This is a genomic window from Thermogutta sp., assembly GCF_039793925.1.
GTDB lineage: Bacteria > Planctomycetota > Planctomycetia > Pirellulales > Thermoguttaceae > Thermogutta.
This window is the reverse complement of the sequence record NZ_JBAMME010000294.1, coordinates 69,607-92,652: the sequence shown is the minus strand read 5'-3', so window position 1 is coordinate 92,652 and position 23,046 is coordinate 69,607. Positions and strand designations below refer to the sequence as shown.

The window sequence follows — 23,046 nt, the reverse complement described above, 5'->3', positions numbered from 1 at the left end:
CACGGCGGAAACACTCTATCGGCAGATCCTCCAAAAGGATGCCCATCATGCCGGGGCGTGGCACTTTCTGGGCGTGATTGCCCTGGCCAGGGGCGACCTCAACGAGGCTTGCCAGGCGATCGAGCACTCCTTGCGGTTTTGTCCCCACAAGGCCGTCTATTGGAACAATTATGGGGCTGCGTTGAAGGCCCTCGGTCGGTGGCCGGAGGCCCAGGCGGCTTTCTCCCGGGCCGTGGCCGAAAAACGCGTGGACTTCTCCTACGACGCCGCAGGCCAGCTTGTTACCCTCACCCGCTACGCCGACCTGGCCGGTACCCAGCTTGTCGCCCAGTCCGACTACACCTACGACCAGGCAGGCCGACTGCGTGGCCTCAGCCACTTCCAGGGAGAAACCACCTTTGTGGAATACACCTGGAACTTCGATGCCGCCAACCGCCTGACGCAGTATATCAACTCGGTGGACGGCACGGCCGACTATACCCACGACAATACCGGCCAGCTCACCGGGGCCGACCGTAGGAACGGCCGCCTCCGATAAACGGGCGACCGCGGAATGCCGCCTCCTTCCCCGCCGCTGTTCATCCAGCTTGCAACGGAAGCCAATTACTACTTGCCGTCACACCCGTCGTCGCAAACTGTTGTCAACGCCACCAGCGATTTTGCCTTCGAGGCTGAGGTTGCCTCCCCAGAAGTACCGTATCGGGTCGTGTTGTTTTCGTGGAAGACATTATTACCTCCTCGGTCGTCAAACCGGTCTACCGAGAATGCGAATTACTAATTCTTCATCAAGTTATTCACGCTAGCTTTCAAGCAGACCCTCTTCTCAAGATGCTTTTGAAGTCTCCCTTCTTGCTGCGATTACATTTGTGAAAATATTGATAAGGCCGAGATATTTAGGCCTCAACGTCATCGGTCAAGCATAAGACCAATCTTTTCGCGATTACCGATGCAACGACTGACGCGCCTGTACCGCGGATTCGGCAATGTGGAGTATGTGCTCTGCCGTCTCTGGAAAATCGATCAGATTTCCGTTGGAAAACACGATATCGCGACCTTGCAGATCGGCCATTGCATTCGGCCTAACCCTAGCCGACCGTGTCGCAATTCCCTCGGCGCTGAGTCCCATATGCAGCCCGATGACCAACACGCGCTCGCGTTTGGAAGCGGCTTTTAGCAGGACCGGGATTCCATGATGCTCGAATCCCTGACCCACGCCGATCATCGCGTAATCCGCATAGGAGATGCCGGACTTTGCACAACAGTAGATCATCAAGTCTCGCAATCTCCGTTCCAGCAATGGACGCTGCTCCGAGTCGCCGTGGACTAACAACACAAGAGCTTCTCGCTCCGAGTCTTGGGATAGAGCTTTGATTTCCGCATACGTAAAACGCTCAAGGAGATCACCTTCGTCGAGCGCGCACGTATAGATTACGGGAACCTTCGTGGCGGGGATAGAGACCCCGTGTTCAGACAGGTGTTCCAAAGAATGCTGAGAGTAGGAGTAGTAGTTGCCCAGCGCTGCCGGAACGTCAAAGAGGGTATGATGGCCGACTGTCACAAAGGCGGGTACCGCGACAATCGCGTTGCAGCCCTCCGATTGCAGCTCGTCAAGGCCTTGAGCGATCGTCGGCTCGGCAAACTCCATTAACACGGTGCGTACCGCTGCGAAACTCCCGCGTTTCTGGTTCATTTCCGCAACCCGGTCCCCCAGCCCACGGAAAGCTGCGTTCCATTCCTCTCGTGGAGATCCGTGCCCAATGACGAGCAGACCCGTTTTATTCGCCGGATGGGCGACGGTTGCGGAAGACGCATGAGCCATTACATGCACCACACCCGCCGGCACCAGGACCGGCAACGCTTGCGTTAAAACCTTGCGGCGACTAATCTTCATGCTGAACTTCTCCTCGTTTCACGCGGTCCACGAATCACGGAATTCTCAGAAACGGCTGCCATCGGCGCAAGCCAATCGCCCTCGATGACGTAATGCCCTGCCTATGACTGATTCGACAGTGCTGCTGAGATTCAGAGAGTGATGACCTGATCTGGGGGATTGCCCTCTAAGGCTTGATAGAACTGAGGAAAGCATCCGACGCGAACCCCGTCTGCCAACCCCTTGGGGACAACCTGCCCCTTCCCGCACTGTTCAAAGTCTCCTTCGGCCAGATTGCGACGAACGGCGCATTGATCGCAGGCCATCAATAGAATGTTGTGCGATGCGGCCAGTCGGGCCAGACGCTCGCCCACGGGATCACCGCGTCGAAGACAGAATATGTTGTCATCGAAAAAGAACATCCCAACGACCTTGGCTCCGTGAAAGCCTCCTTCGAGTTGGGGCAGAATCATGGTTGTCAGTTTGAACGTGCTTGCCATATTGGTAGCGAAAACGTAAGCGACTTTCATTTCTCGTTCCTCCTTTAAAGCACTTAGAACCCAGATAGTTTACGACCGAAAACCGCTGCGGCAGATCCACGTTAGGGTGTGCTTACCAACTCGCCGCCATTGCGGGTAGCAAGTGCGCGCCACACGGAGAGAGTCACGGTTTCAGCAATGAACCGGACGCTGCCGTCACCCATCGCGACATTGACGCCGCCGGGATGATTGCTCCTGGCGGCGATAAATCCAAGGCCATGGGCAGTCGCATCGGCCGCCTCGGCGTTGGGTCTGAGGTAAGCGCTGAAAGTGGACGCAGTCGTCTTTCCCGCAATCCAACCAAAGCCGCGGTTGCCGAGCCAGCGCGTGCAGGCTTGCGTGACGTGATCCAAATCGGGATCGACAACCCCGGCCAGACCTGGTTGCGGCGCGGGATTAAGAGTTCCACCCATTGAACAGATCAGTCTTCGTCGTGACGAGCGATCGGAAACCGGGCCGTCGCGGTTGACTCCCAAACCGAGTAGGGTCTCCGAAAAGACCATGGTGTTGCTGGAGCCGTCCGTCATGTCGCGCATCCCAAGATTCGAACCGTAATAAAACATCCCGTCGGTGGGATACCTGATGTCATAATTCACACCGGTTCCGCTCCCCGTGCAGACCATATAGTTGCCGCCGGCTACCACAGCTCCGGCGCTTTCTTCGTAGAAGGCGTCATGGCCGTCGCTCGGACACCGAAACAGCGCCACCAATGTTTTCGCCGCGGGCAACTGGGCCGGGTTCAATACCGATTGGCCCCTGCCGTAGGTGACGTACAACGGCTTTCGGAAATCAATAAGCTCCTGCAACTGCTTTTGTTCTACGAAAGGAAGCAACTTGGCTTGTACCGAAAAACTGTACGCGGATGTGGTTCCCAGACCGGGGAAGCAATTGTGCACGGAGTGGTAGTTATGAAGCGCAAGTCCGAGTTGCTTCAAGTTGTTGGTGCACGACGCTCGGCGAGCAGCCTCCCTTGCGGCTTGCACAGCGGGCAGCAGCAAACCCACCAGCAGGCCGATGATTGCAATTACTACAAGTAATTCGACTAACGTAAGACCACCGCGTGGGGCGCGTTTATACACATCGCTTTGCACGGTAGTAGGCACGGGATACTTAAGTCTCCCCCGTCTCGTAAACTCGAGATTGAAGCGTTTCACGACTTTATCCTTTGATAGTTTCTCGTGGTATTAGGTCGGTGTTTCAATGTAAAGAGGCAATACCAAATCTTAAGGATTCAACCGTGGACCGGTGCTGGTACACCGCTCCGCCGCTCGAATCTTATCGCTTACATTGGGCGTCTAATGGCAATACCCCACACCGAGTCCAATTGCGATCCGCCTGACCGTTCGCGCAGAGAGACTTTCAGGATCGCCAAGCCGATCGGCTCAACCATCCCCTAGCTGCGGTCGTTGAGCACGAAAATGGATATGATTCGAGCTATCGCGCGGAACCGAGTGTTGCCCGCCCCGCGAGCGACAACTCGTCCGAGAGACGGCACGCCATGATCCTCCTGCGGCCCTGAGGGAATAACACACATCACTCACGAAAACTCGGCGAACGAGTCGTGTGCTGATCGTGACCCTACGAGCGTGGATACGCTGAGGACAGATCAAACGTGCAGATGCGGCTTTGAGCCGGAAGGTCAATATCTTAGACAAGCGGTGGGCCGCGAATAAATATCGCCGTCCTTAATTCTGCGACGAGGCAAAACTCGGGTAAGAGTTCCACAAATTGTGGGAGTAGCTCGAACAAGAAGGGAGCCTCAAACGACGCCCCATCCATAGGGGTAGCGGCGAATCGGCAAATGACGCAAAGGTCCGCGCCGTGCCAGTGAGAGCCGTGATTGCTTTCGAACAGCGCGGGATTTCGAAAAAGACAAATTGTCCCTCTCGTGACACGTCGGTCGTTGGACTTGGGCAAAGTTTCCAGATGTTGATCACAACCAAAATGGGTAAGGTTGCAATCGTCATGTGATATTTCCGGAGGGCATGAGCAACACGTGAGTGTGCTCCCCAGCTCCGCCGATGAGAGCCATATATGAATATTGGCTCCGATTGATGAGACAAGGAGCCAAAAGGCTAGCGCGACGCGAAGTAGTGAGTATTTGTGAAGCTCTTTCATCGTGCCACCCATGAGATCCTTTTATTGAGACTCATTATCGATTATAGCCTTGAGGCTTAAGTTTTTGCAAGCACCTCGCAGGCGCACGCTTAAACGCCCTATTTTGGCGCCACTTGACACAGCCTCAGTTCCTAGCCGTTCTCAAAGGCAAACCGATGATCGCGATGGCCGAAAAAACGGCGCTCGCGAGGAATGTCCCCGCCGGTCCGACCCATTTCTACAGGGCGCGCGCCAGCAGGCTCGCCGCCAAGGCGGTCACGCCGGAGACGAAGTAGAACACGCCGAACCCCGATCCGCGCAGCGAGTCGGGGACGCTGTCGGCGACCAAGGCGGCCAACAGCCCCTGCGTTAGCCCCATGTGAAGCCCCCACAGCGCGATGCCGACCAGGATCACGGCGATGGGAAGGTCCGCCGCCAGCACGAGGTGCGCGCCAATGAGCACGACCAGTCCCGTCGTCAGCAATCGCGTGCGTCCCCATGAATCGGAAAGTCGCCCGGCGGGATAGGCCGAGACGCTGTAGGTGAGGTTCATGACGACGAAGGCCAACGGCGTCCACGCCGTAGCAAGACCGCCGTCGTACGCCCGCAGCACGAGAAACGCCTCGCTGAACCGAGCCAGAGCCATCGCGGCGCCGATCAGCAGAACACCCCAGAACCTGCCGCCCAGAGATTTGACGTCGCTCCAACGCGGCAGTCGGCGCGGGGCCTTTGAGTCGGCATCGTCTCGCGCCGGTTCTTTTACTCCGACGATCAGCAGGACCACCGCGGCGACGGCGGCGAGGAGATTGAGATATTGGCGTCGGTGTGGGCCCGCGAGGTTTTCGAGCTGAAGCGAATTCTTGATGAAAACATCAGTCGCATATTGGCTGCGAAGTCAGGCGCGGACAGATCAGCTGAATAAAGGGCAGAGGTGGAGTATTTTTCGCAGAGCTAAAAGTGATTTGCGCGCATTTCAACTTGAGACCTTCGCACAACTTGACGCGACCGGACAGCGGCGTCTACCGCTTCCAAAACGTGACCTGGCCCGCCCGAGAGCGCACGCCATCCCGAAAGAAGCAGCCTGGGTAACCCCGTGGTCTGCTGCTCCTGCGATTCCCAGAACCGCTTCGTTCGCAAGCTGGGCGACCTGACCGGGGACCCGGACTACGAACAGAAACAGAACTTTGCCTACGACGGCAACCAGATCGTGATGGACTTCCAGCGGGCCAACTCGGAGAACATGCAGGTGGACTAGCTCCGCCAGCGCTATTTGTGGAGGGAATGGGCAGCCACACGAGCCCCCTGCGTAGGCTCGGGGGCCCGGCGGTGGACCAGATTCCGGCCGAGGAAAATGTTGACAACGGCAGTGATGAAACAGTACAGTGGACGCTGACGAAACACTTAAAACACTGTCCGGAACATCGCCCTTCATGGGCATTCGCGGCCGGAGGTTCTTTATCAGTTCTTTATCGTGTCCTCTTTTCCTCTTCGATGGGAAGCCGCCGAGACGCTCTTTGGGTGAGTGGTTCCACGGATTTCGTCTCTCTCCGGTGTGGACCCGATAAACGTGTCCCTCCGATATGGTTCTTTCGGAGGGACGTGCTTGTCACGTCCGCTTCTTCATGATGGATTATCCATTGCCATTCACCGGGCACGACGAGCGTGTCCCTCCGGGAGGTCAACCGGAGGGACCTGCTTGTCAGGTCCGATGCAGGCTCTACAGGACTTTTCTGCCTCTAACTGACATGCAAGTTGTTTATTCCAGAACATTGTGGCGCAAGCAAAAACCCCGTGAAATCCATCACTTACGCGGGAAATCACGGGGTTTTGTGGTCAACTGTGGAAGCACGCCCGGAGGGATTCGAACCCCCAACCGGCGGATTAGAAATCCGCTGCTCTATCCCTTGAGCTACGGGCGCTCAACGTTCCGCACCGTGTGGTCCTTATGGCACCGAGGCATCCGACCTACTCGTTGCCAACTGGCGGATTTTTATAATTTTACGTCTCTGGCCGGTGAGGACGCACTTGGTGTGCTCCACAGCGGATCGGCGCTTTACGCTTTTTCCCCCCGCTACCCATCCGCCGGATACTCGTTTGTGGACGCGATCTTCCGGGGTGCCGACGCGTCCTGCTCGCTTGTTGAAAATCGCGTGCGTACGACTCCGGTGGATGATCGTTGCGTTTGGACGACCGGTCCGGGAGTGGCCCACCAAGTTGGTTCCGCCAAATCTTATGCGGAAAGGCGCGTGCTGTGTGAACCGACCCTTGTAGCCGGACGCCCACGGTCCCGTACCGCACCACGTTGAAAATAATGTTCCTGGCGTCGCTGCAAGGTGGCACGGGCCCAGTTGGCGACCCCGTGATCAGCACTCTGTTTTCACATTATCGAGCCCTGTGATGGTTGGCAAGGTGGTGTGCGCCTCGCCATCCCCACCTATGCAAAAGAGCTATGAGATACCACGGCGCAACGTGTTGGAGGGGCAATTCATGAATTGTCCCTACCATTTAGCTAGCAAGGGGACCGACCAGTTGGAGCCCGGTTGGTGAAACGGATTATCCAAACGTTGGAATGTAGGCCTGACAAGCAGGTCCCTCCGCGCCGAAACTCGCTTCTTCGCAAACCCGTGCGGACGTCCGCGTCCCAATCAGCAGGGAAAAAGTCGGGTGTCTCAGGGTGTGCGCTTGTTCGGGCCGTGCTCCTGGAGTATCATGCGCGGTCAAGTTCGACATGGGCGAGTTTTACGGTTGAGTGAGTTGTCAGGACTTAGACCATGAAGGCGGGCTTCACGCTGGTGGAACTTCTTGTTGTCTTGACAATCATCGGGCTTCTTGCAGCACTGCTTTTGCCCGCGGTTCAAAGTGCGCGGGAGGCTGCGCGACGTGCGCAGTGCAGCAATAATCTTAAACAACTGACGCTGGGAATGCATCACTATCATGATCAGATCGGGGCGTTTCCTTTTGGATTTAGCACGCTGGAACAATCCTGGCATGCGATGTTGTTACCCTACATTGAGCAGGGGGCGCTGTATCGAACGCTCATTTTTCAGGAATCAGGTCCGGGTAATTGGGATTCGGGATCAGCCAACACGAAGGCATGCCAGACAGTGATCCCGGTTTTTCGATGTCCCAGTTTGCCGCTTCCGGAACATATAGACCACGACATTCCCCAGCGGGTACCTAACAGCTATAACGGCATTGCTTCCTCCTCGGCGGCATCGGATGATCTAAGTTCTATCCCTGCCGGTTATCCCCGGGTGGCGTTGGAGCAAATCCACCTCGACGGCATGCTGTTCGGAAACAGTGCCGTTCGTTTTGCAGACGTGACAGACGGCACAAGCCACACAGCCCTTTTTGGCGAGATGCACACCGATCCAAATTTCCAAAAAGACGGCCAGTCAATGGACTACTGGCAGATTGGCTTGCCTCACACGGCGACGTGGTTGCCGGGGGGAATTGGCGGCACTGAGTACTCCGAAGCGCTCGCTTCCACGCTTGGACCTCTCAACGGCTGGAGAGACCCCACGCTACCCGGCGTGGTGATGGAACTAAGTTGCGGAAGCTATCATCCTGGCGGGGCCATGTTCGGTTTTGTGGATGGTTCCGTGAAGTTCTTGAGCGAAACAGTGGATTACCAACTCTATCGAAGTTTAGGTTCCCGCAACGGACAGGAGACGACGGAGCCGTAACAGCCAATGGACTCCGTGGCGGCTACATCGGCAGGTGTCCTCGACGGAATAAATCGCGGCAAATACAAGGGGGAAATACAAGGGTGACGGTGTACCGAAGAAGCCACCGTCACCCTTGTTCGATGACGGACGAATGGGATATGTATCTGAGCAGTTGCGGATGCTCGCCTAGTGTTAGGTGTGATTTCTCAGGGAATCAATATTCGCGATCCGTTTTAAGTCCGGGCATTGGGACGGGATAACGTCCATCGGGACCCAGTTGCAGGGGGGCCGGCGAGTCCATGGTCAACTGGTCGAGGCCCGGCGCCATCTCGTGCGGGCAATTGAGGATTTCTTCGTACGTAATTTCACGACCGGTGTGCGCGGACATCCGACCCATCGATGTGACAAGGCTCGCTTTGACGCCGCGTTCGACTTCGTTATGGGGCTTGTCATCCAGGATGGCGTCGATGAGGGCGTTCCATTCATTTTGGTAGGGGTCGCGTTCTTCTGGTGGAACCTGGGATTCCCATTCTAGCGCGGACATGTCGGGGGCCTGGCCTTTAAAAATGCGGGAGGGCGGGTTGCAATCTCCACTGGCAGACACGAGCGCTGACCCTTTGGATCCGTGGATATAGCTGTAGTACACGTTATCGGCCCCTGCCATGCAGCGGCCATCGAAGCAGAATTTACTCCCGTCTGCATAGGTGTACTCCACCGCGTAGACGTCAAAGTTTTGATCGATGTAGGGAACGCCTTCGGGGCTTGTTTTGTAATGTCGGCCACCCAACCCCATGGCTTTGACAGGCCAATCGTTTTTCATCCAGGCAAGGTGATCGATGATATGGATATAGAAGTCGCTATAGGATCCTCCGCTGGCCCAGAGGAAGCTGTGGAATCGCCTCACCTGGTAAAGCAATTCGCTGATTCCTTCTGGCTTGGGGGTGGAAGCAAAATAACCGATCGGACCATGCATGCGGTAGCCCCGCTCGAAGATGATGTCGCCGATGGCGCCATCCTGAATACGCTTGTACAACTCTTGGAGGGCACGACTGTGACGGGACATCAGCCCCACGCCGACTTTGAGGTTTTTCTCCACTGATTTCTTGGCCAGTTCGAGCATGCGCTTGCTGGTTGGGCCGTCTACAGTCACCGGCTTTTCCATGAATACATGGAGGTTCTTCTCAATGGCGTAGGTGAAATGCACCCAACGGAAGGCGGGAGGAGTAGTAAAAATCGCCACATCGCCAGGGCGAAGACAATCCATGGCCTTCCGATAGGCATCGAAGCCAATAAACTTGCGATCGTCGGGGACGTCCACCTGGTCGCCGAATCTCTGCTTAAGGTTGTCGTAGCTTGAATTCAGGCGGTCGCTGAAAACGTCAGCCATCGCGACGAGCTTGATGGGCACGCGCTTAACGGACATTGCGTTGAACGCGGCGCCTGTTCCGCGTCCTCCACATCCGATAAGGGCAATCCGAATGGTGTTGTCTTCTGCTGCGTGAACGTGCGGCACTACGGCTGCACTGACAGCCGTAGCGACGGCCAGTTGACTAGTCGTCTTGAGAAATTCCCGCCGAGACGATTTGGATACTTTGTCTGACATTGCAAGCAACCTCCACACGTGCATGAAGCGAACATTTGCGAAACACAAAACCGTCAGCTTGTCAAACCGGTGATTGGGGTGATTAGCCTCCGTGCATCTTCGATCCAATCTCACCACGCCACAAAAACCGGAGCACTGCCCTGTATTGTCGTCAGTCGATTCTTGCTGTCAACCTGGTAGTTCGGACTGTTGGCGAAAAAACGGAGCATGTCACCTGGTATTGAAAAAGTTAGCTCAGAAGCGGACAAACGAGAGCAGGCCCTCCCTGGACCCTCCTTTGAGACCTGCGTGGCACGCGATGTTAGATGGAGAGAATGCCTCATGGATCCTCTCACCGCATCGTTCGGGCAGAAGCAGCCAGTTTTGCCCGCAGGGCTGTGACGACCGGCGGAGGCAAAAAACGGGAAAGTTCCTCATCGGAGGCAATCGGGGCAATTTCTTTGATAAGCGAGCTGGAAACATGGGCGAGTTCGCCGTCGGCGATCATGAAAAGTGTTTCCACATCCGGGGCAAGGCGGCGGTTGGCCATCATCATGGTGATTTCTGCCGCAATATCGGTGATCGGACGAACTCCGCGGATCATGATTTTTGCGCCACATTCGCGAACAAAATTCACGGCCAAACCCCGAAATGTGCGGATTTCGATGTTGGTAAGATGGGGCGTGGACTGCCGTATGAGCTCTTCGCGTTCTTTGGCATCGAACATGGGAGACTTATGGATGTTCACCCCAATACCCACAATGAGCCGGTCGAACAGTCGGCTGGCGCGCTCCATGACATTGAGATGTCCAAGAGTGATCGGGTCGAAAGACCCGGGGTAAACGGCGATTCGCGGATCGAGCTCTGTCATGGCTGGTACTCCAATTCCACGATGGCGGGTTCACTCTCAACCGATTATATTACGAAAAAACTTGCATCGACGCACGGTGGAGACGGTGGAGGTGTGATTTGGCCTTAGTTGCGGAGGACTTGCTATGGCGGTCTCTCGGCCCATAGGGAGCCATCGCCGGCCGTTTGTACGCTGGATGAATGTCGTTGTAGGATCTTTTGTGGTCCTGACAGGTGTTGGACTAGCTTATGGTCAGCGTCACATGGAGAGGCTGGACCGCGGATTTGTCGCCGTGCAGGCTGCGCCGCGTGCTGTTTATCTCACCTGGCGATTGCTCCGCGAGGATCCGCAGGACATCGCGTTCAACGTGTATCGGCAGAACCCAAATGAAGGGGCATCCGTTCGGCTCAACAAGGATCCCATTATCCGGACTTGCGACTTTGTGGACGACGGAGTCGGTCCGGGAAATCATCGCTATATTCTGCGCCCTGTCAGACACGGGCGGGAGACGGGAGAGGAAGCCTCCTTTGAAGTGACGGTCGGCGAAAAGGCGCGGCCCTACCTGTCAATCAGGCTCGACGGGGATCACACGTTTCAAAAGATCGGAATTGCCGACCTGGACGGAGACGGCAAACTCGATGTGGTTATCAAACAGCCAAACCAGAATATCGATCCGTACGAGGCCTATTGGAAGCCGAGCCCGGGTACTTACAAACTGGAAGCCTACACCTTGGACGGCAAAATGCTGTGGCGGTACGATCTTGGTTGGGCCATTGAGCAGGGGATCTGGTATTCGCCGTACATCGTGTACGATTTGGACGGAGACGGAAAGGCCGAGGTGGCCGCCAAGACAGGTGAGGGTGATCCGCGCGGGCCCGACGGCCGCGTCCAAAGTGGGCCTGAGTATCTTACAATCCTCGACGGTCCGACTGGCAAGCCCATTACCCGTGTGGCCTGGCCCGCTCGGGAGATGTTCCCCAGCTACAACTACGCCTCGCGGAATCAATTGGCGGTGGCGTACCTTGATGGTAAAAGGCCAGCTCTGATCGTCCTGCGCGGGACGTACAACGTGATGGTCGCAATCGCATATCGCTATGAGAATGCACAACTTACCGAGATCTGGCGGTGGGACAACCGTGGTATGGAAAAAAGATACCAGGGGCAGGGAGCGCACTGGACGCAAGCCGCGGATGTCGATGGAGATGGCAAGGACGAAATTATTCTGGGATCACTTGTTCTTGACGACGACGGAAAACCGTTATGGACTACAGGGCTTGGCCATCCCGATCATGCGTACGTCGGCGACCTGAATCCTGAAAGACCAGGGTTAGAAATTTATTATGGGATGGAAACCCGCCAGCCGAAAAACGGCATGTGCATGGTGGATGCTAAGACGGGCGAGATTTTATGGGGATACGATGGTCCGACACGGCACGTTCACAGTCACGGCATGTGCAGCGATATCGATCCTCGCTATCCCGGAGCGGAGTGCTACAGTGCGGACACCGATCCGAACAAGAATTTCGCCTGGGCAAAACTATGGAGTGCGCAGGGTAAGGTGATCAGCGAGGAAAACCTGGCTGGCTTCGGTCCCTGGGTAGCATACTGGGACGCCGACCCTTATCGGGAACTCGTCATCGGGTCTCGTATCCGTAAGTACTATCCGCCCCAAGAGCTGGCTCCGCGGCTGGAGGGAAGCTACGTGGCGACAGTGGACCTGGTGGGCGACTGGCGGGAAGAAATGATCACGACAGTGCCAGGGGAAATCAGGATCTACGTGACAACCATCCCGGCTGCGGATAGACGACCGAGTCTGTTGCAGGATCCGCTCTACCGCTTGGATGTGGCGATGGCTGCGATGGGCTATTATCAACCACCGTTGACCAGTTACGACCTCGCCACGCAAAAGTGATCACCCGCCGATTGTTGCCGCTATTGGCGGATTGCCTGGGCCTGGACACACAAACGTTCCTCAGGCCGGCGTGACGGACCTGATACAATTCACCAGAATTCATACGGGGGGAGTGCGGAAGAGGGTCACGCTTTGTCAGGCGTTACGATGTGTGAGGATGTCCCGACCGAGATCAGGCGGAGCGACAAAGTGAAGCAGCCTTCTGGGCATCAGTTTGATCCATTAGGAGTTTGTGCATATGATGCTTCCCATTAATGAACTGCGACACCTCGCCGAGCAATTGAAAAGCGGTCAGCTCGATGTCGAGCGATTTGTGGAGGCGTGTCAGAAATGGGGAATTGCCGATGTTGGCGAGGCCCAGGTCGATCTGGATCGGCAGCGGAGATGCGGCTTCCCTGAAGTGGTGTACGGACAGGGTAAAACGGTTGAGTCGCTGTGCAAAATTTTTCACGCGCTCCTTGAAAACGGTGTCGATGTCTTCGCGACGCGGATTTCGCCTGATAAGGCCGAGGTCCTGCTTCGGGAATTTCCTGCTGGCCGGTACAACCCAGTGGCGGGCACTTTGCGAATTCCGAAATCAGAGCCGTCAACCGATACGGAGCCCCGTGGCATCGTAACCGTGGTGACTGCCGGAACCAGTGATCTGCCTGTGGCGGAGGAAGCGCGGGAGACGGCTCTCTGGACCGGCGCGGAGGTGCGTTTGGTGCAGGACGTGGGGGTGGCGGGACCTCACCGACTCCGGGCCAATCTCCACCTTCTGCAAGATGCGGACGCCGTAGTCGTGGTAGCGGGAATGGAGGGAGCTCTCCCCAGCGTGGTGGGAGGGTTCGTATCCTGTCCGGTCATTGGAGTGCCCACCAGTGTTGGCTATGGCGCTAGCTTTGGCGGCGTCTCCGCCCTGTTGAGTATGCTCAATAGCTGTGCGGCCAACGTGGTGGTTGTGAACATCGACGCGGGTTTCAAGGGTGGCTACGTGGCAGGGTTGATTGCCAAAAACAGTGCTCGGCGGCGGGCCTTGTTGGGGTCTGCGAAACAATGATTGAAAAAAACTTCGCTCAAAATCCCCCTTTGCCAGTGTTGCCGATGCGACCCCGGGATGCCCATAAGGGCCGGTTTGGCACCGTCCTCATTGTCGGCGGGAGTTTGGGCATGTCGGGAGCGGCAGGGCTTGCTGGTCTGGCGGCTCTTCGGGGGGGCGCAGGCCTTGTGAGAGTGGCAACGCCCGGACCGGTGCTCTCGATTGTCGCAGCCTATGAGCGTTCATACACCACAATTCCGCTTGAGGCAGATAGGCAGGGAAGAATTTCGTTGCGGGCTTTTGAGCAGGTGATGGACGCTGCCGCTGAGGCGGATTGGGTAGCGTTGGGACCAGGACTCGGACGGTCCCTCGGACTCTCGCGGTTTGTGGCTCGGGTGTACTCGGAATTGGGGAAACCGCTGGTCCTGGATGCAGATGGTCTGAACGCGCTTGCCCGGGAAAATGGTCAGTTACCACGTCCAGCCGGTCCGCGAGTTCTGACACCCCATCCCGGAGAGTTCCGGCGGCTGGTAGGATCTATCGCCGACACACGCCGCCCCATCGAGGAACGCTGGCAGCTCGCCCAGCATTGGGCGAGAGAATGGGGAGTGGTCCTGGTTTACAAAGGGCATCCTACGCTTGTCACCGACGGGGTTCGCTGCTATTTCAACACGACCGGCAACCCGGGTATGGCGACCGGGGGCTCCGGAGACGTGCTCACGGGGTTGATTGCGGCGCTGGGGGCGCAGGGGTTGGAGCCGTTCGCGGCCGCTCAGCTCGCGGTGTATCTTCACGGTTTGGGAGGGGATCTGGCGGCTGCCGATCTCACCGAAGAGGCCATGATCGCTTCGGACTTGATCGACTACTTGCCCCGGGCTTTTCGGCAGTATCGCAACACGTTCTCCTGCGATCACGAACCACCGCGTTGAAGGTGGTGTGCCAGGTAGGAGTACACTGTCAACGCGATCCCTGAGAGTGTCAGATGCTCCACAAATCGGGCGGAACCACCAAGCAGACTCGCCAGAAGACCACCACCTCCGCCTGTCACAAAGATGTCCGGCTCCTCGGAGATATGCTCGGTTTGCCGAAAGATGAGTTCACGAACGGTGCCCACCATTCCCCAGAACACTCCGGCGGCCATGGCCTCTTGAGTGTTATGGCCAATCGGGGGAGGGGGTGACGTCCAGACGGTTTCGATCTGCGGGAGAAGGTCCGTGAATTCGTAGAGCGCTCGGGCAGCAATGGCCGGTCCACAGGCGATGGCGCCCCCTTCGAAACTGCCGTGGGAGCTCAGCACGTCCACCGTGATGGCCGTGCCTACATCCACAACAATGGCCGGATGCTTGGGGTGGCGCAGGGTATCCGCTGCCACCGCCGCCGCGAGGCGGTCGATTCCCACCCGATCGGGATGGGGAAGCGATACGGGTATCGGGATTTCCTGTGAAGTGAGGAGAAAAACTTTCTCGGATGCGCGACGGAGACGCAAAAACTCCACCAGGTCGGTCGTCGCCGGACGGTTGACGCTAGCGATCCACCAGGTCAGCGTCCCGGATTGCTCGGGGAGCGACTTCAGAACCTCTTCGAGGGCCTCCCAGTTTCCTGTCGCTGGCAGAATGGACACAACCTGTTCAGGAACCGGCAACCGGGCAGAGGTCGGCTGCCAGGGAAAGCGGCCACACTTGATTCGGGTATTGCCGATGTCCACGGCAAAAAAGAAGCGTCGGTCCATCGATGGTGCGATCCCCAGTCAGGTGCCATGACAACTCGATGTAAACTTATGAGAATTATGATTTACGCCGAGATGCTTGTGCAAGCGCCTCCTTAACCAATGGGGATCTTGGGAAAAAGAGTGGGCTGCGCGGACCGCTGATCTGTTAAAGTTTGCCAAATCCTTTCGGCCAGAATATTGAGGTTTTCACCGGTCACTGCCGAGATTTTGAGCACCGGTTTTTGCAGGACGTCCTGAAGCTCCTGCCGAACGCGCTCCGCGCTTGGCAGATCCGCCTTTGTCACAACGACGATTTCGGGTCTGGTGACTAGGCCAGGATCGAATTGTTCCAATTCAAACCGAATATTGCGGTAATTTGAGATGGGGTCGGTACCGTCGTAAGGTTCTGGCTCGACAAGGTGAACGAGAATTCCGGAACGCTGAATATGGCGGAGAAACTCATGACCCAGGCCTGCTCCCCGATGAGCTCCTTCGATCAGCCCCGGAATGTCCGCCATCACGAAGCTCCGCTCCATGTCGAGCACAACGCGCCCCAGGTGGGGATGCTTCGTTGTGAAAGGATAGTTGGCGACTTTGGGACGCGCACGCGTCATTCGGCTGAGCAGAGTACTTTTGCCGGCGTTCGGTTTCCCGACCAATCCCACGTCCGCGATCAAACGGAGTTCTAAACGCAAATGGCGGGCTTCTCCTTCACTTCCCGGGGTGGCCTCGCGGGGCGCACGGTTTGTGGGCGATTTAAAGGCCGCGTTCCCTTTTCCGCCTTTTCCACCCCGTGCCACCACCACGCGATCCCCTGGTCGGGAAAGATCCTTGAGGAGTAAGTTGTGCGTTTTGTCGAACACCAGAGTCCCCGGAGGCACGGCGAGGATCAAATCGTTGCCTGACCGTCCGTGGCACAGAGCCGGACCTCCGCGCTCGCCATTCTCGGCGATCCAATGTTTACGGTGTGCCAGCGCGGCCAGACTGTCCACGCCTTCCTGCGCCTCCAAAATGACACTCCCACCGTCGCCCCCGTCCCCCCCGTCTGGTCCCCCTTTAGGAACGTACTTCTCCCGGCGGAAGCTGACGCAGCCGTCGCCGCCACGTCCTCCTTTCACAAAGATTTCTACCTCATCCACGAACATGGGTTGCGTTACGGTCTTTCAGAAGAGGTTAATGCCCGAGCAGCAGCGCGGTGCAGGATTCACTCGGTCTGTCATGTTACTTTTCCGGCCACGGCGCACAAAAAAGGGACCATGACGCGGTCCCGGGAACACATTCAAAGATTTGTAGCCGTGGTAATCACACTTTCACAGCGCAACTTTTTGCGCAACCTTTTGACTGGCTGACTTGTTTACCGTCAAATTTTCGGGGATGATGGGCCGTTCAGTTCAACGCACTGACAACGTTAACCCGACGACCGCCGCGATCAAACTTGACATAACCATCCACCAGGGCGTACAGCGTGTAATCACGACCGACACCCACGCCGTTGCCGGGATGAAACTTTGTGCCGAGCTGGCGGACGAGGATGGTTCCCGCCTTCACGAACTGTCCACCGAAGAACTTCACCCCACGGTACTGGGGATTTGAATCCCGCCCGTTACGGCTTGATCCTTGGCCTTTCTTGTGTGCCATATCGCGCCTGCTTGCTCGAAATCTGTTTCCGGTACCAACTTTTTATCCAGCCAACAATGGACGGTGGCTATCAAATCATTAATAACGATAGATCCACGCATAGTCAACCGTCCCCGGCTGGCCGAATCTGATTGAGTCTTCTCGCAAGATGTATTCGTCCCCCGGCCGCCAGAAGTTCAGTTGAAGGATCTTCCTCTCGAATCGTCGACCCTGGCCAATGGGGTCGCCGGGTTTGTACGCACCAGGGGGGTCCTGCCACCGATAGGCATTTGATAATCCCACTACCAAGATAGAAAACCTGTCGATGGACGGATCCACGTCTTCCCAGGTAGCAACCCCCCATAGCGACTGGCCTACCGCCAACTCTCGCGTGGCTACCTGGGTCGAATCGTAGAAGTTAATGTTGGGGTCTTCTCGCATCTGGATAGGATACTTGGCGAGCGGGATAACACGGTCCGGATACCGCTTAACGCCGGTGGACGTCTCTGCTTCCAAGTAAAACATGGGGACGAATCTCACAGGTACGTCGACCGAATCCACGCGGTAGGTACCGTCCTGTTCAAGGACCGGCCGAAGAGCTCCCCCACGGTTGGTCACTTTATAAATCAGGTACCAGATCGTTTTTCGCTGGAGTTTGCCGCTAGGCTGAGGCAGATCGACCTGAATCAGCCGCGGTGGCTTGAATTGGAATTCCAGACAGTACACCTCGCGTCGGAAGTCAACCCCTTTTGCCCAGTCTAATTGTGGATCCGCCGTCACCAACTCAACAATGTCCTGGCGGTTGTGGGTTTCATCCACCTGGACATCGGGCGGGATCGTGATCAAAACGCCCGGGGCCAGGCGCCGTGGCGGACCCAGGATTTGCTCCGGAATCGGCATGGCCTCAGGTTGCTTTTCGGCCGGTGAGGGCGTCAGGGGTTGCGCCGGCTGATTTCCCGGAGGCGGTGCAGCATTCTCCGGATTAGCGCCTTCTTCGGTACGGGCAACCGCGTTTAGTCCCGTAACTAAGAGCACACCCAAGACAAGAGCGAACCAACGCCTGATAAGCCAACGGTGTTGATCGTGCCAAGACATGCGAGGCGCCTCGTCAGACACACCAGCAGGTGGAACAACTACCCGCCATTTCAAAGAAGTAACCACTGCTCAAGCAAATCATTAACGACCCAGCGCCCGCCTTTCGGCGCGGCTGCCGGTCTGAGAATCTTTGTGCTTCATATCCCTAGTGTAATCAACATGTAGGCTACTGCCAAATCGCGTCCCGAAAGGTACCCAGACACCTTGCTGTAGAGGTCGAGCCAAAGACACAACTCTCGTCAAACTCGACAAGTCTTGTCTTACGTGCGGAGAGCTTCCAGCTCACGGAGACGACTGAGCACCTTCTCTTCCGGCTCCTCTACTCCTTCCGAGACTGCCGACAAGTATTCGTCTTCCCACTTTTCCACGTGACTTCGCAGATCGAGTAATTCTGATGGTTCGAGATGGTCGATAAAGAGAATTCCATCGAGATGATCGAGTTCATGCTGAAAGGCTCGCGCAAGCAGGCCGGTCACTCGCCAGCAGATTTCCTCACCCTGCAAGTTATACGCGAGAATATCGATTTCCTTCGACCGTCGAACGGTACCCCTCAAATCGGGGAGGCTGAGACACCCCTCCTCGCCCTGCTCGAACCCCTTGCGACGAAGGATAACAGGATTCAAAAACACAAGTTCTTCTTTTTTCTCATTAGCGTCCGCTGTCAAATTGATGACAAAAAGGCGGTAGGGAAGGTTGACCTGATTGGCAGCCAGCCCGATTCCGTTCGCTTCGTACATGAGATCGAACATCTTCCGCACAATCTGGCCTAATTCCCGATCTACCCGTTTGACCGGTTTGGATTTGTACCGCAAAGCGGGGTGAGGATATTTCACGATTTTGAGTTGATTTACGAGTTCGCTCATCTCGAACATTCACCTCGACTGAGTCACGTCTTCGGCCCGGCCTGGACCCTCTTGGCCGTATCTCTGGATTTACCACAATGTGCTTGCGAGCCCCTGGGCAGTATCATTGCGCTTCCTGCCCGATTTTGCAATTATATCTTTTCGGGCGTGAAGCTGTGCAGATTTTCAGAGCTTAGCCGATCGGCGTTATAATAGCATGGGAACTTTAACACGGTTATTTCGGGGACGATGGTCACGCTCAATACAGGTACGACAGAAGAGCCTGAAACCCTCAAATCCCTGGGTGGAAAAAGCGGCAATCCCCGCTTCTGGTATTCGTTCGGAATTTCCACAGCTTTCCACGCGCTCCTTTTTGCTCTCCTTTTTTTCGCGCTCCGGCCTTCCAGCATTCACGGTTTGACGGAGCAAAACGTCCGCGAGGTCGGCATTGCGCTGAAATATCAGAACGGGCCGCGGGAATATTACGTTGACGAGTCTGGACAAGTTGGTGAGGAAGCTCAGGCGGGTTTGGAAGCTAATTCGGGGCGTCCCACGCTGGATGAAATTTTGCCCTCCGTACAGGAGGCGGATGCTGATGCCCTCCCACGAAAAGGTTTCGAGATTTTGGGACCATCGGGCCTCCTGGAAACGGGGGCGGGTCATTCAGGAGGGAAAGAGGGGCTTTTTGCGGGAGGGGGTGGTTTCGGCCGGCAACCGGGCCCCGCCGGAACAGCTTCATTATTTGGAATTCGGTCTCCAGGGCACAAATTTGTCTATGTGTTTGACCGTTCCGGCAGCATGGGAGGATCGGGAAGAACAGCCCTCAGTTTCGCCAAGCGCGAACTCATCGCAAGCATTCAGTCGCTTGACAAGACTCAGCAGTTTCAAATCATCTTTTACAACGAGCGGCCCACGCTGTTCAATCCGGCCGGCCAGCCGGGCCGCCTGTCCTTTGCCACAGATGAGAACAAGCTGCGGGCGATTCGTTTTATTCAATCCATTACGGCGGGCGGGGGAACGCAGCACGATGCTGCTCTTCTGGCGGCTATTCAGCTCCGACCGGATGTGATTTTCTTTCTCACCGATGCTGACGAGCCACGGTTATCGGAAGCAAAGCTGGAACAGATTCATCGCTGGGCGAATGGGATCGTCATTCACGCCATCGAATTCGGAACCGGTCCTGAGGGCACGTCGGACAATTTTCTTAAACGGATCGCCAGACAGAACGGCGGCCAGTATGTGTACATCGACATCACCCAGGCTCTGCGGTGAACACTTCGGCTTCGTAGAACCTTGCAAAGAGGCTTTTTGCAATTCGCCCCGCGTACTGACCACGTTCTCTGGCCAGTAAAAATTTGGTTTCGGAGTCTCCGTCTGTCTGATGGATTGTGGTAAGCATCATGCCAAAGCAATTTTTCGGAAGAACGGCGTTTCTCTGGTGTGCGCTCTTGACTTTGTCGTTTTATGCGGTGGGAAGGGCGGACGGACCGAGTTTCCCTTCGGGATGGCAAAGTCTATCTGAAGTTCCGGCACGAGCCTGGCATGTCCTGCCCGTCGGAAGCGAGACGGGTCCCAGCGCTGCAGAAAACACCGTGGAAGAATTCGTCGAGGTGAAAGGCACAGAGGGCCGAGTTCAACGCTGGCGCGGGAGGATTGTCAATTTTTCCGGAGCGGGCTTGATTCTCAGGTTCAGCGACGGAACGGAGAAGCACTTTCCTGTTGAGAAAGTTGTGTCGTATTCTCCGAACACCTCATCGCTGTGCCAGCAGGCAATGGAACGATTGTCGGAAGGTGCGGTCAGCGAAGCGTTGGAGCTGTTTGCGCGTGCTCGGTCGGTGGAACCCCGGGAATGGCGGCAGCGCGAAATCGCCGCGCAAATTGTGCGATGTTACCATGCGTTGGGGGATTATGTCCGTGCTGGGGAAGAGTTCGTCGACCGGTTGATAGCGCTTGATCCGCAGTCGCCTTTTGTGTGGTGTGCGCCACTGGCCTGGTTTTCGGAGGAGACTTTGGCGTTGGTGGAACCACGGGCCAGAGATTGGCTGAACTCTGATGTGGCTTGGGTTCAACTTCTTGGGGCCAGCTACCTTATCGATTCGCCGGCCTCGGCTCAAGCGGTGAAAGTTCTCGAGGGGCTGCGATCTTCGAGTGACAAAACCGTGGCCCTTCTTGCTTCCGCACAACTGTGGCGACGAGGGTGGCCGTCGGTTCAGCCGGAGCAACTGTCTCAGTGGGAAAATGCGATCGAGGAGCTTCCTGACCGGTTGAAGGCCGGCCCGTGCTATCTTTTGGGATTGGCCTGGAAGCAACAAAAAGTGTTTGATAGGGCAATGGTATGGTTTCTAAAGCCACCGCTTTTGTGGCCGGAGAACCGCCGCGTGGCGGCACGATGTCTGTGGGAAGCAGCTGAACTCGCCGGAAAACTGGCCGCGACTGCCCCGCCCGGCTCGGCTGACGGGACTGACTATCAATACGAGCATCAGGCACTCCTGAAGGAACTCGTCCGCACATTTCCTGAAACCCCGTGGGCAGCGCGCGCAGGCGGAAAGTAAGCCAGAACCTCCCGGGGGGTGAGTTGCGGTTGCGGGACGGCTTACGACGCGTTACACCCGAAGTCAAAACTCGAACGATTCGCAGCCGATTCTCCACGACAGCCCTTCTCCTGAGTCGATGGGAGATGTGCGTTAGTGGTTAGGGAGTGTGGGCTTGGCGCAATGCTGGGGTGCAAATTCTTTGAGCCGATGCTAGGCGACGACCAAAATGCGAAACTGATGACCGTACCCGATTTGGCACGGTGCGAAGTGTTTCATAAAATGGAAAGCTTGATAGGAAAATGTTTTTCTCGGATGTATAACAAGTATGGCCACCGGTGCCGGCACGTTTCGTGCTGGGGGACTCGTGTAAAGTCTTGTCAGACCGAACGTGATAGCGGGAGCGGTTGGAGGGAATGGAAGGGATTGCGTTGTTGCACTAGCGGGGGTTTTGCAATGTCAATGTTTGAGGACAGCCGCTATCAATGGCGGGAAACGTGTTTTGTGTATTTTGCCCGACAGCGTCGGCCAACGTTGAAAAGCGTGGTCAAAGCGCTTCGAGAGGTAGGCCCGCAGTATCAGCTTCTCAACCCGCAGGCGGACGCGGAAGGCAGGTTCGAGTCAATTACGGTGGTGGCCCCTGACGCCTATTCCGCCATGGATATCTGCTACGTGGAGGGACCGGAGGTTCAGGAAGACGTGGAAAAGCAGATTAAGGAGTTGAATTCCCCGGACTTGACACCGGAGGAAAAGCAACGCCTGGGAGCGCTGCGCCACTGTGACGCCCGGTTCGATATCCTCCATTTCGAGCAGTTGGATGAAGACTGGGGGGAGGATGAGGAGGAGGCGGGCGATCTCTTCGATCCGAGTGCCCTCATCGTCGTTCTGGAGTTGCTCACCCGCATGACGTCAGGGGTTGCTATCGATCCGCAATCGGGGATGGTCATTTAATGAATTTTGGTGGGGCAAGCTGAGAGGGAAACGGTACAGACACGTTGGTCAAGTCGTTAATATCTGGATATCAGAACTGCCTATGCCACTGGCCAAGGATATCAAACGCGGGATGATTGTTACCTATCAGGACGCGCCGTGCTTAATCGAATCGGTGCAGGTTCAAACACCGAGCGCGCGGGGAGCGGCCACGCTCTACAAGTTTCGCGCACGGAATTTGATCACCAAGCAAAAGTTGGATATTTCGCTCAAGGGCACGGAAGGGCTGGAGGAGGCGAATTTCGAGCGCCGACCGATCACTTACATGTATGCGGACGCCCAAGAGGTGCATTTTCTCGATTCGCAGGATTTTAATGAATACGTCCTCCCGCGCGAGGCCCTGGAGGAAGAACTGAAGTATCTCAAGGAAGGACTGGAGGGCCTTTTTGCTATGATTTACGAAGGCCAGTGTGTGGGAATCCAGTTGCCTGTAGCAGTAGAGTTGAAGGTAGTGCAATGCGATCCGTATGTCCGTGGTGCATCAGCCACGGGTCGAACTAAACCAGCGGTATTGGAAACCGGATTGGTTATTCAGGTACCCGAATATATCTCGGAAGGGGAAACTGTGAAGGTGGACACACGGAGCGGAGAATTTCTGTCCCGGGTGTAACACTTCGCGGAATTGTGCACGCATTTACCAAGAGAGATTCCGTCCCCACGTGGGTTAACGCGCTCCGGGAAAGCTTGTCCTATCCAATGCCCAGCTAGCCGGAGGCATAAAGAGCTA

21 protein-coding genes and 1 tRNA gene are annotated in these 23,046 nt (G+C 56.4%); 10 read left to right on the top strand and 12 right to left on the bottom strand.

The features are described from left to right. The coding region (locus ABJK56_RS15560; protein ID WP_347245590.1) for a hypothetical protein at positions 1 to 538 on the top strand (538 nt) is incomplete at its 5' end. A 402-nt stretch (positions 539 to 940) separates the two neighbouring features. Here the strand turns inward: ABJK56_RS15560 and ABJK56_RS15555 are convergent. The 4 genes from ABJK56_RS15555 to ABJK56_RS15540 all read right to left on the bottom strand — a co-directional run bounded on the left by ABJK56_RS15555 (position 941) and on the right by ABJK56_RS15540 (position 5,371). Further along, complete coding sequence (locus ABJK56_RS15555) at positions 941 to 1,891, bottom strand: CbiX/SirB N-terminal domain-containing protein (protein ID WP_347245589.1); 951 nt, start codon at positions 1,889 to 1,891, stop codon at positions 941 to 943. 131 nt (positions 1,892 to 2,022) lie between these two features. Further along, positions 2,023 to 2,400 carry a SaoD/DsrE family protein gene (locus ABJK56_RS15550; RefSeq protein WP_347245588.1) on the bottom strand — a complete coding sequence of 126 codons (378 nt, stop codon included), beginning with the start codon at positions 2,398 to 2,400 and terminating at the stop codon, positions 2,023 to 2,025. A 71-nt stretch (positions 2,401 to 2,471) separates the two neighbouring features. After that, positions 2,472 to 3,563, bottom strand: a complete 1,092-nt coding sequence (locus ABJK56_RS15545) for a DUF1559 domain-containing protein (RefSeq protein ID WP_347245587.1) — start codon at positions 3,561 to 3,563, stop codon at positions 2,472 to 2,474. A 1,181-nt stretch (positions 3,564 to 4,744) separates the two neighbouring features. After that, entirely contained in the window at positions 4,745 to 5,371 is a 627-nt protein-coding gene (locus ABJK56_RS15540; protein WP_347245591.1) for an MFS transporter, read from the bottom strand. Positions 5,372 to 5,599: 228 nt separating this feature from the next. On the opposite strand from ABJK56_RS15540, the gene ABJK56_RS15535 reads away from it, so the two are divergent. Next, the gene (locus tag ABJK56_RS15535) at positions 5,600 to 5,761 is read left to right on the top strand and encodes a hypothetical protein (protein WP_347245586.1); all 162 of its coding nucleotides are present in this window, start codon (positions 5,600 to 5,602) and stop codon (positions 5,759 to 5,761) included. A gap of 591 nt (positions 5,762 to 6,352) precedes the next feature. Here the strand turns inward: ABJK56_RS15535 and ABJK56_RS15530 are convergent. Next, a tRNA-Arg gene (locus tag ABJK56_RS15530) sits at positions 6,353 to 6,425 on the bottom strand. Positions 6,426 to 7,277: 852 nt separating this feature from the next. Between ABJK56_RS15530 and ABJK56_RS15525 the strand changes: the two genes are divergently transcribed. Beyond that, a complete protein-coding gene (locus tag ABJK56_RS15525; protein ID WP_347245585.1) occupies positions 7,278 to 8,192 on the top strand; it encodes a DUF1559 domain-containing protein in 915 nt (304 codons plus the stop codon). A gap of 196 nt (positions 8,193 to 8,388) precedes the next feature. Here the strand turns inward: ABJK56_RS15525 and ABJK56_RS15520 are convergent, their stop codons facing one another. Both ABJK56_RS15520 and coaD read right to left on the bottom strand, forming a co-directional pair. Then, on the bottom strand, positions 8,389 to 9,777 hold the full coding sequence (locus ABJK56_RS15520) for a Gfo/Idh/MocA family oxidoreductase (RefSeq protein WP_347245584.1): 1,389 nt from the start codon (positions 9,775 to 9,777) through the stop codon (positions 8,389 to 8,391). A 331-nt stretch (positions 9,778 to 10,108) separates the two neighbouring features. Beyond that, the gene (gene coaD, locus ABJK56_RS15515) at positions 10,109 to 10,627 is read right to left on the bottom strand and encodes a pantetheine-phosphate adenylyltransferase (RefSeq protein ID WP_347245583.1); all 519 of its coding nucleotides are present in this window, start codon (positions 10,625 to 10,627) and stop codon (positions 10,109 to 10,111) included. A gap of 124 nt (positions 10,628 to 10,751) precedes the next feature. Here coaD and ABJK56_RS15510 point away from each other — a divergent pair, with 124 nt between their 5' ends. The 3 genes from ABJK56_RS15510 (at position 10,752) to ABJK56_RS15500 (ending at position 14,465) form a co-directional block, all read left to right on the top strand. Continuing rightward, a complete protein-coding gene (locus ABJK56_RS15510; protein ID WP_347245582.1) occupies positions 10,752 to 12,518 on the top strand; it encodes a hypothetical protein in 1,767 nt (588 codons plus the stop codon). Between the two features lie 238 nt (positions 12,519 to 12,756). Then, positions 12,757 to 13,557, top strand: coding sequence for a nickel pincer cofactor biosynthesis protein LarB (gene larB, locus ABJK56_RS15505; RefSeq protein ID WP_347245581.1), 801 nt, complete (start codon positions 12,757 to 12,759; stop codon positions 13,555 to 13,557). Then, the gene (locus tag ABJK56_RS15500; RefSeq protein ID WP_347245580.1) at positions 13,554 to 14,465 is read left to right on the top strand and encodes an NAD(P)H-hydrate dehydratase; all 912 of its coding nucleotides are present in this window, start codon (positions 13,554 to 13,556) and stop codon (positions 14,463 to 14,465) included. Before larB ends, ABJK56_RS15500 begins: the two co-directional genes overlap by 4 nt. Here ABJK56_RS15500 and ABJK56_RS15495 read toward each other — a convergent pair. The 5 genes from ABJK56_RS15495 to def form a co-directional block, all read right to left on the bottom strand. Next, positions 14,447 to 15,265 (bottom strand): type III pantothenate kinase, encoded by an 819-nt coding sequence (locus tag ABJK56_RS15495; RefSeq protein ID WP_347245579.1) that lies wholly within the window; start codon positions 15,263 to 15,265, stop codon positions 14,447 to 14,449. The genes ABJK56_RS15500 and ABJK56_RS15495 overlap by 19 nt on opposite strands. A 92-nt stretch (positions 15,266 to 15,357) precedes the next feature. Continuing rightward, positions 15,358 to 16,389, bottom strand: a complete 1,032-nt coding sequence (gene obgE, locus ABJK56_RS15490) for a GTPase ObgE (protein ID WP_347245578.1) — start codon at positions 16,387 to 16,389, stop codon at positions 15,358 to 15,360. A 241-nt stretch (positions 16,390 to 16,630) separates the two neighbouring features. Continuing rightward, positions 16,631 to 16,882, bottom strand: a complete 252-nt coding sequence (gene rpmA / locus ABJK56_RS15485) for a 50S ribosomal protein L27 (RefSeq protein WP_347245577.1) — start codon at positions 16,880 to 16,882, stop codon at positions 16,631 to 16,633. Positions 16,883 to 16,960: 78 nt separating this feature from the next. Then, positions 16,961 to 17,956: a hypothetical protein gene (locus ABJK56_RS15480; RefSeq protein ID WP_347245576.1), complete on the bottom strand. Its 996-nt coding sequence runs from the start codon at positions 17,954 to 17,956 to the stop codon at positions 16,961 to 16,963. A gap of 260 nt (positions 17,957 to 18,216) precedes the next feature. Continuing rightward, entirely contained in the window at positions 18,217 to 18,819 is a 603-nt protein-coding gene (def, locus tag ABJK56_RS15475; protein WP_347245575.1) for a peptide deformylase, read from the bottom strand. A 228-nt stretch (positions 18,820 to 19,047) separates the two neighbouring features. On the opposite strand from def, the gene ABJK56_RS15470 reads away from it, so the two are divergent. From ABJK56_RS15470 to ABJK56_RS15455, 4 genes are all read left to right on the top strand, one after another. Further along, a complete protein-coding gene (locus tag ABJK56_RS15470) occupies positions 19,048 to 20,070 on the top strand; it encodes a VWA domain-containing protein (protein WP_347245574.1) in 1,023 nt (340 codons plus the stop codon). Between the two features lie 128 nt (positions 20,071 to 20,198). Then, on the top strand, positions 20,199 to 21,350 hold the full coding sequence (locus tag ABJK56_RS15465) for a tetratricopeptide repeat protein (protein WP_347245573.1): 1,152 nt from the start codon (positions 20,199 to 20,201) through the stop codon (positions 21,348 to 21,350). Between the two features lie 435 nt (positions 21,351 to 21,785). Next, complete coding sequence (locus ABJK56_RS15460) at positions 21,786 to 22,280, top strand: hypothetical protein (protein ID WP_347245572.1); 495 nt, start codon at positions 21,786 to 21,788, stop codon at positions 22,278 to 22,280. Positions 22,281 to 22,362: 82 nt separating this feature from the next. Continuing rightward, positions 22,363 to 22,929, top strand: coding sequence for an elongation factor P (locus ABJK56_RS15455; protein WP_347245571.1), 567 nt, complete (start codon positions 22,363 to 22,365; stop codon positions 22,927 to 22,929). Positions 22,930 to 23,046: the final 117 nt, after the last annotated feature.

Coding starts and splice junctions, on each gene's coding strand:
- ABJK56_RS15480 (WP_347245576.1), bottom strand. CDS start 17,956: ATGTCTTGGCACGATCAACACCGTTGGCTTATCAGGCGTTGGTTCGCT.
- ABJK56_RS15555 (WP_347245589.1), bottom strand. CDS start 1,891: ATGAAGATTAGTCGCCGCAAGGTTTTAACGCAAGCGTTGCCGGTCCTG.
- ABJK56_RS15525 (WP_347245585.1), top strand. CDS start 7,278: ATGAAGGCGGGCTTCACGCTGGTGGAACTTCTTGTTGTCTTGACAATC.
- def (WP_347245575.1), bottom strand. CDS start 18,819: ATGAGCGAACTCGTAAATCAACTCAAAATCGTGAAATATCCTCACCCC.
- coaD (WP_347245583.1), bottom strand. CDS start 10,627: ATGACAGAGCTCGATCCGCGAATCGCCGTTTACCCCGGGTCTTTCGAC.
- ABJK56_RS15520 (WP_347245584.1), bottom strand. CDS start 9,777: ATGTCAGACAAAGTATCCAAATCGTCTCGGCGGGAATTTCTCAAGACG.
- larB (WP_347245581.1), top strand. CDS start 12,757: ATGATGCTTCCCATTAATGAACTGCGACACCTCGCCGAGCAATTGAAA.
- rpmA (WP_347245577.1), bottom strand. CDS start 16,882: ATGGCACACAAGAAAGGCCAAGGATCAAGCCGTAACGGGCGGGATTCA.
- ABJK56_RS15460 (WP_347245572.1), top strand. CDS start 21,786: ATGTCAATGTTTGAGGACAGCCGCTATCAATGGCGGGAAACGTGTTTT.
- ABJK56_RS15455 (WP_347245571.1), top strand. CDS start 22,363: ATGCCACTGGCCAAGGATATCAAACGCGGGATGATTGTTACCTATCAG.
- ABJK56_RS15500 (WP_347245580.1), top strand. CDS start 13,554: ATGATTGAAAAAAACTTCGCTCAAAATCCCCCTTTGCCAGTGTTGCCG.
- ABJK56_RS15550 (WP_347245588.1), bottom strand. CDS start 2,400: ATGAAAGTCGCTTACGTTTTCGCTACCAATATGGCAAGCACGTTCAAA.
- ABJK56_RS15495 (WP_347245579.1), bottom strand. CDS start 15,265: ATGGACCGACGCTTCTTTTTTGCCGTGGACATCGGCAATACCCGAATC.
- ABJK56_RS15465 (WP_347245573.1), top strand. CDS start 20,199: ATGCCAAAGCAATTTTTCGGAAGAACGGCGTTTCTCTGGTGTGCGCTC.
- obgE (WP_347245578.1), bottom strand. CDS start 16,389: ATGTTCGTGGATGAGGTAGAAATCTTTGTGAAAGGAGGACGTGGCGGC.
- ABJK56_RS15470 (WP_347245574.1), top strand. CDS start 19,048: ATGGTCACGCTCAATACAGGTACGACAGAAGAGCCTGAAACCCTCAAA.
- ABJK56_RS15510 (WP_347245582.1), top strand. CDS start 10,752: ATGGCGGTCTCTCGGCCCATAGGGAGCCATCGCCGGCCGTTTGTACGC.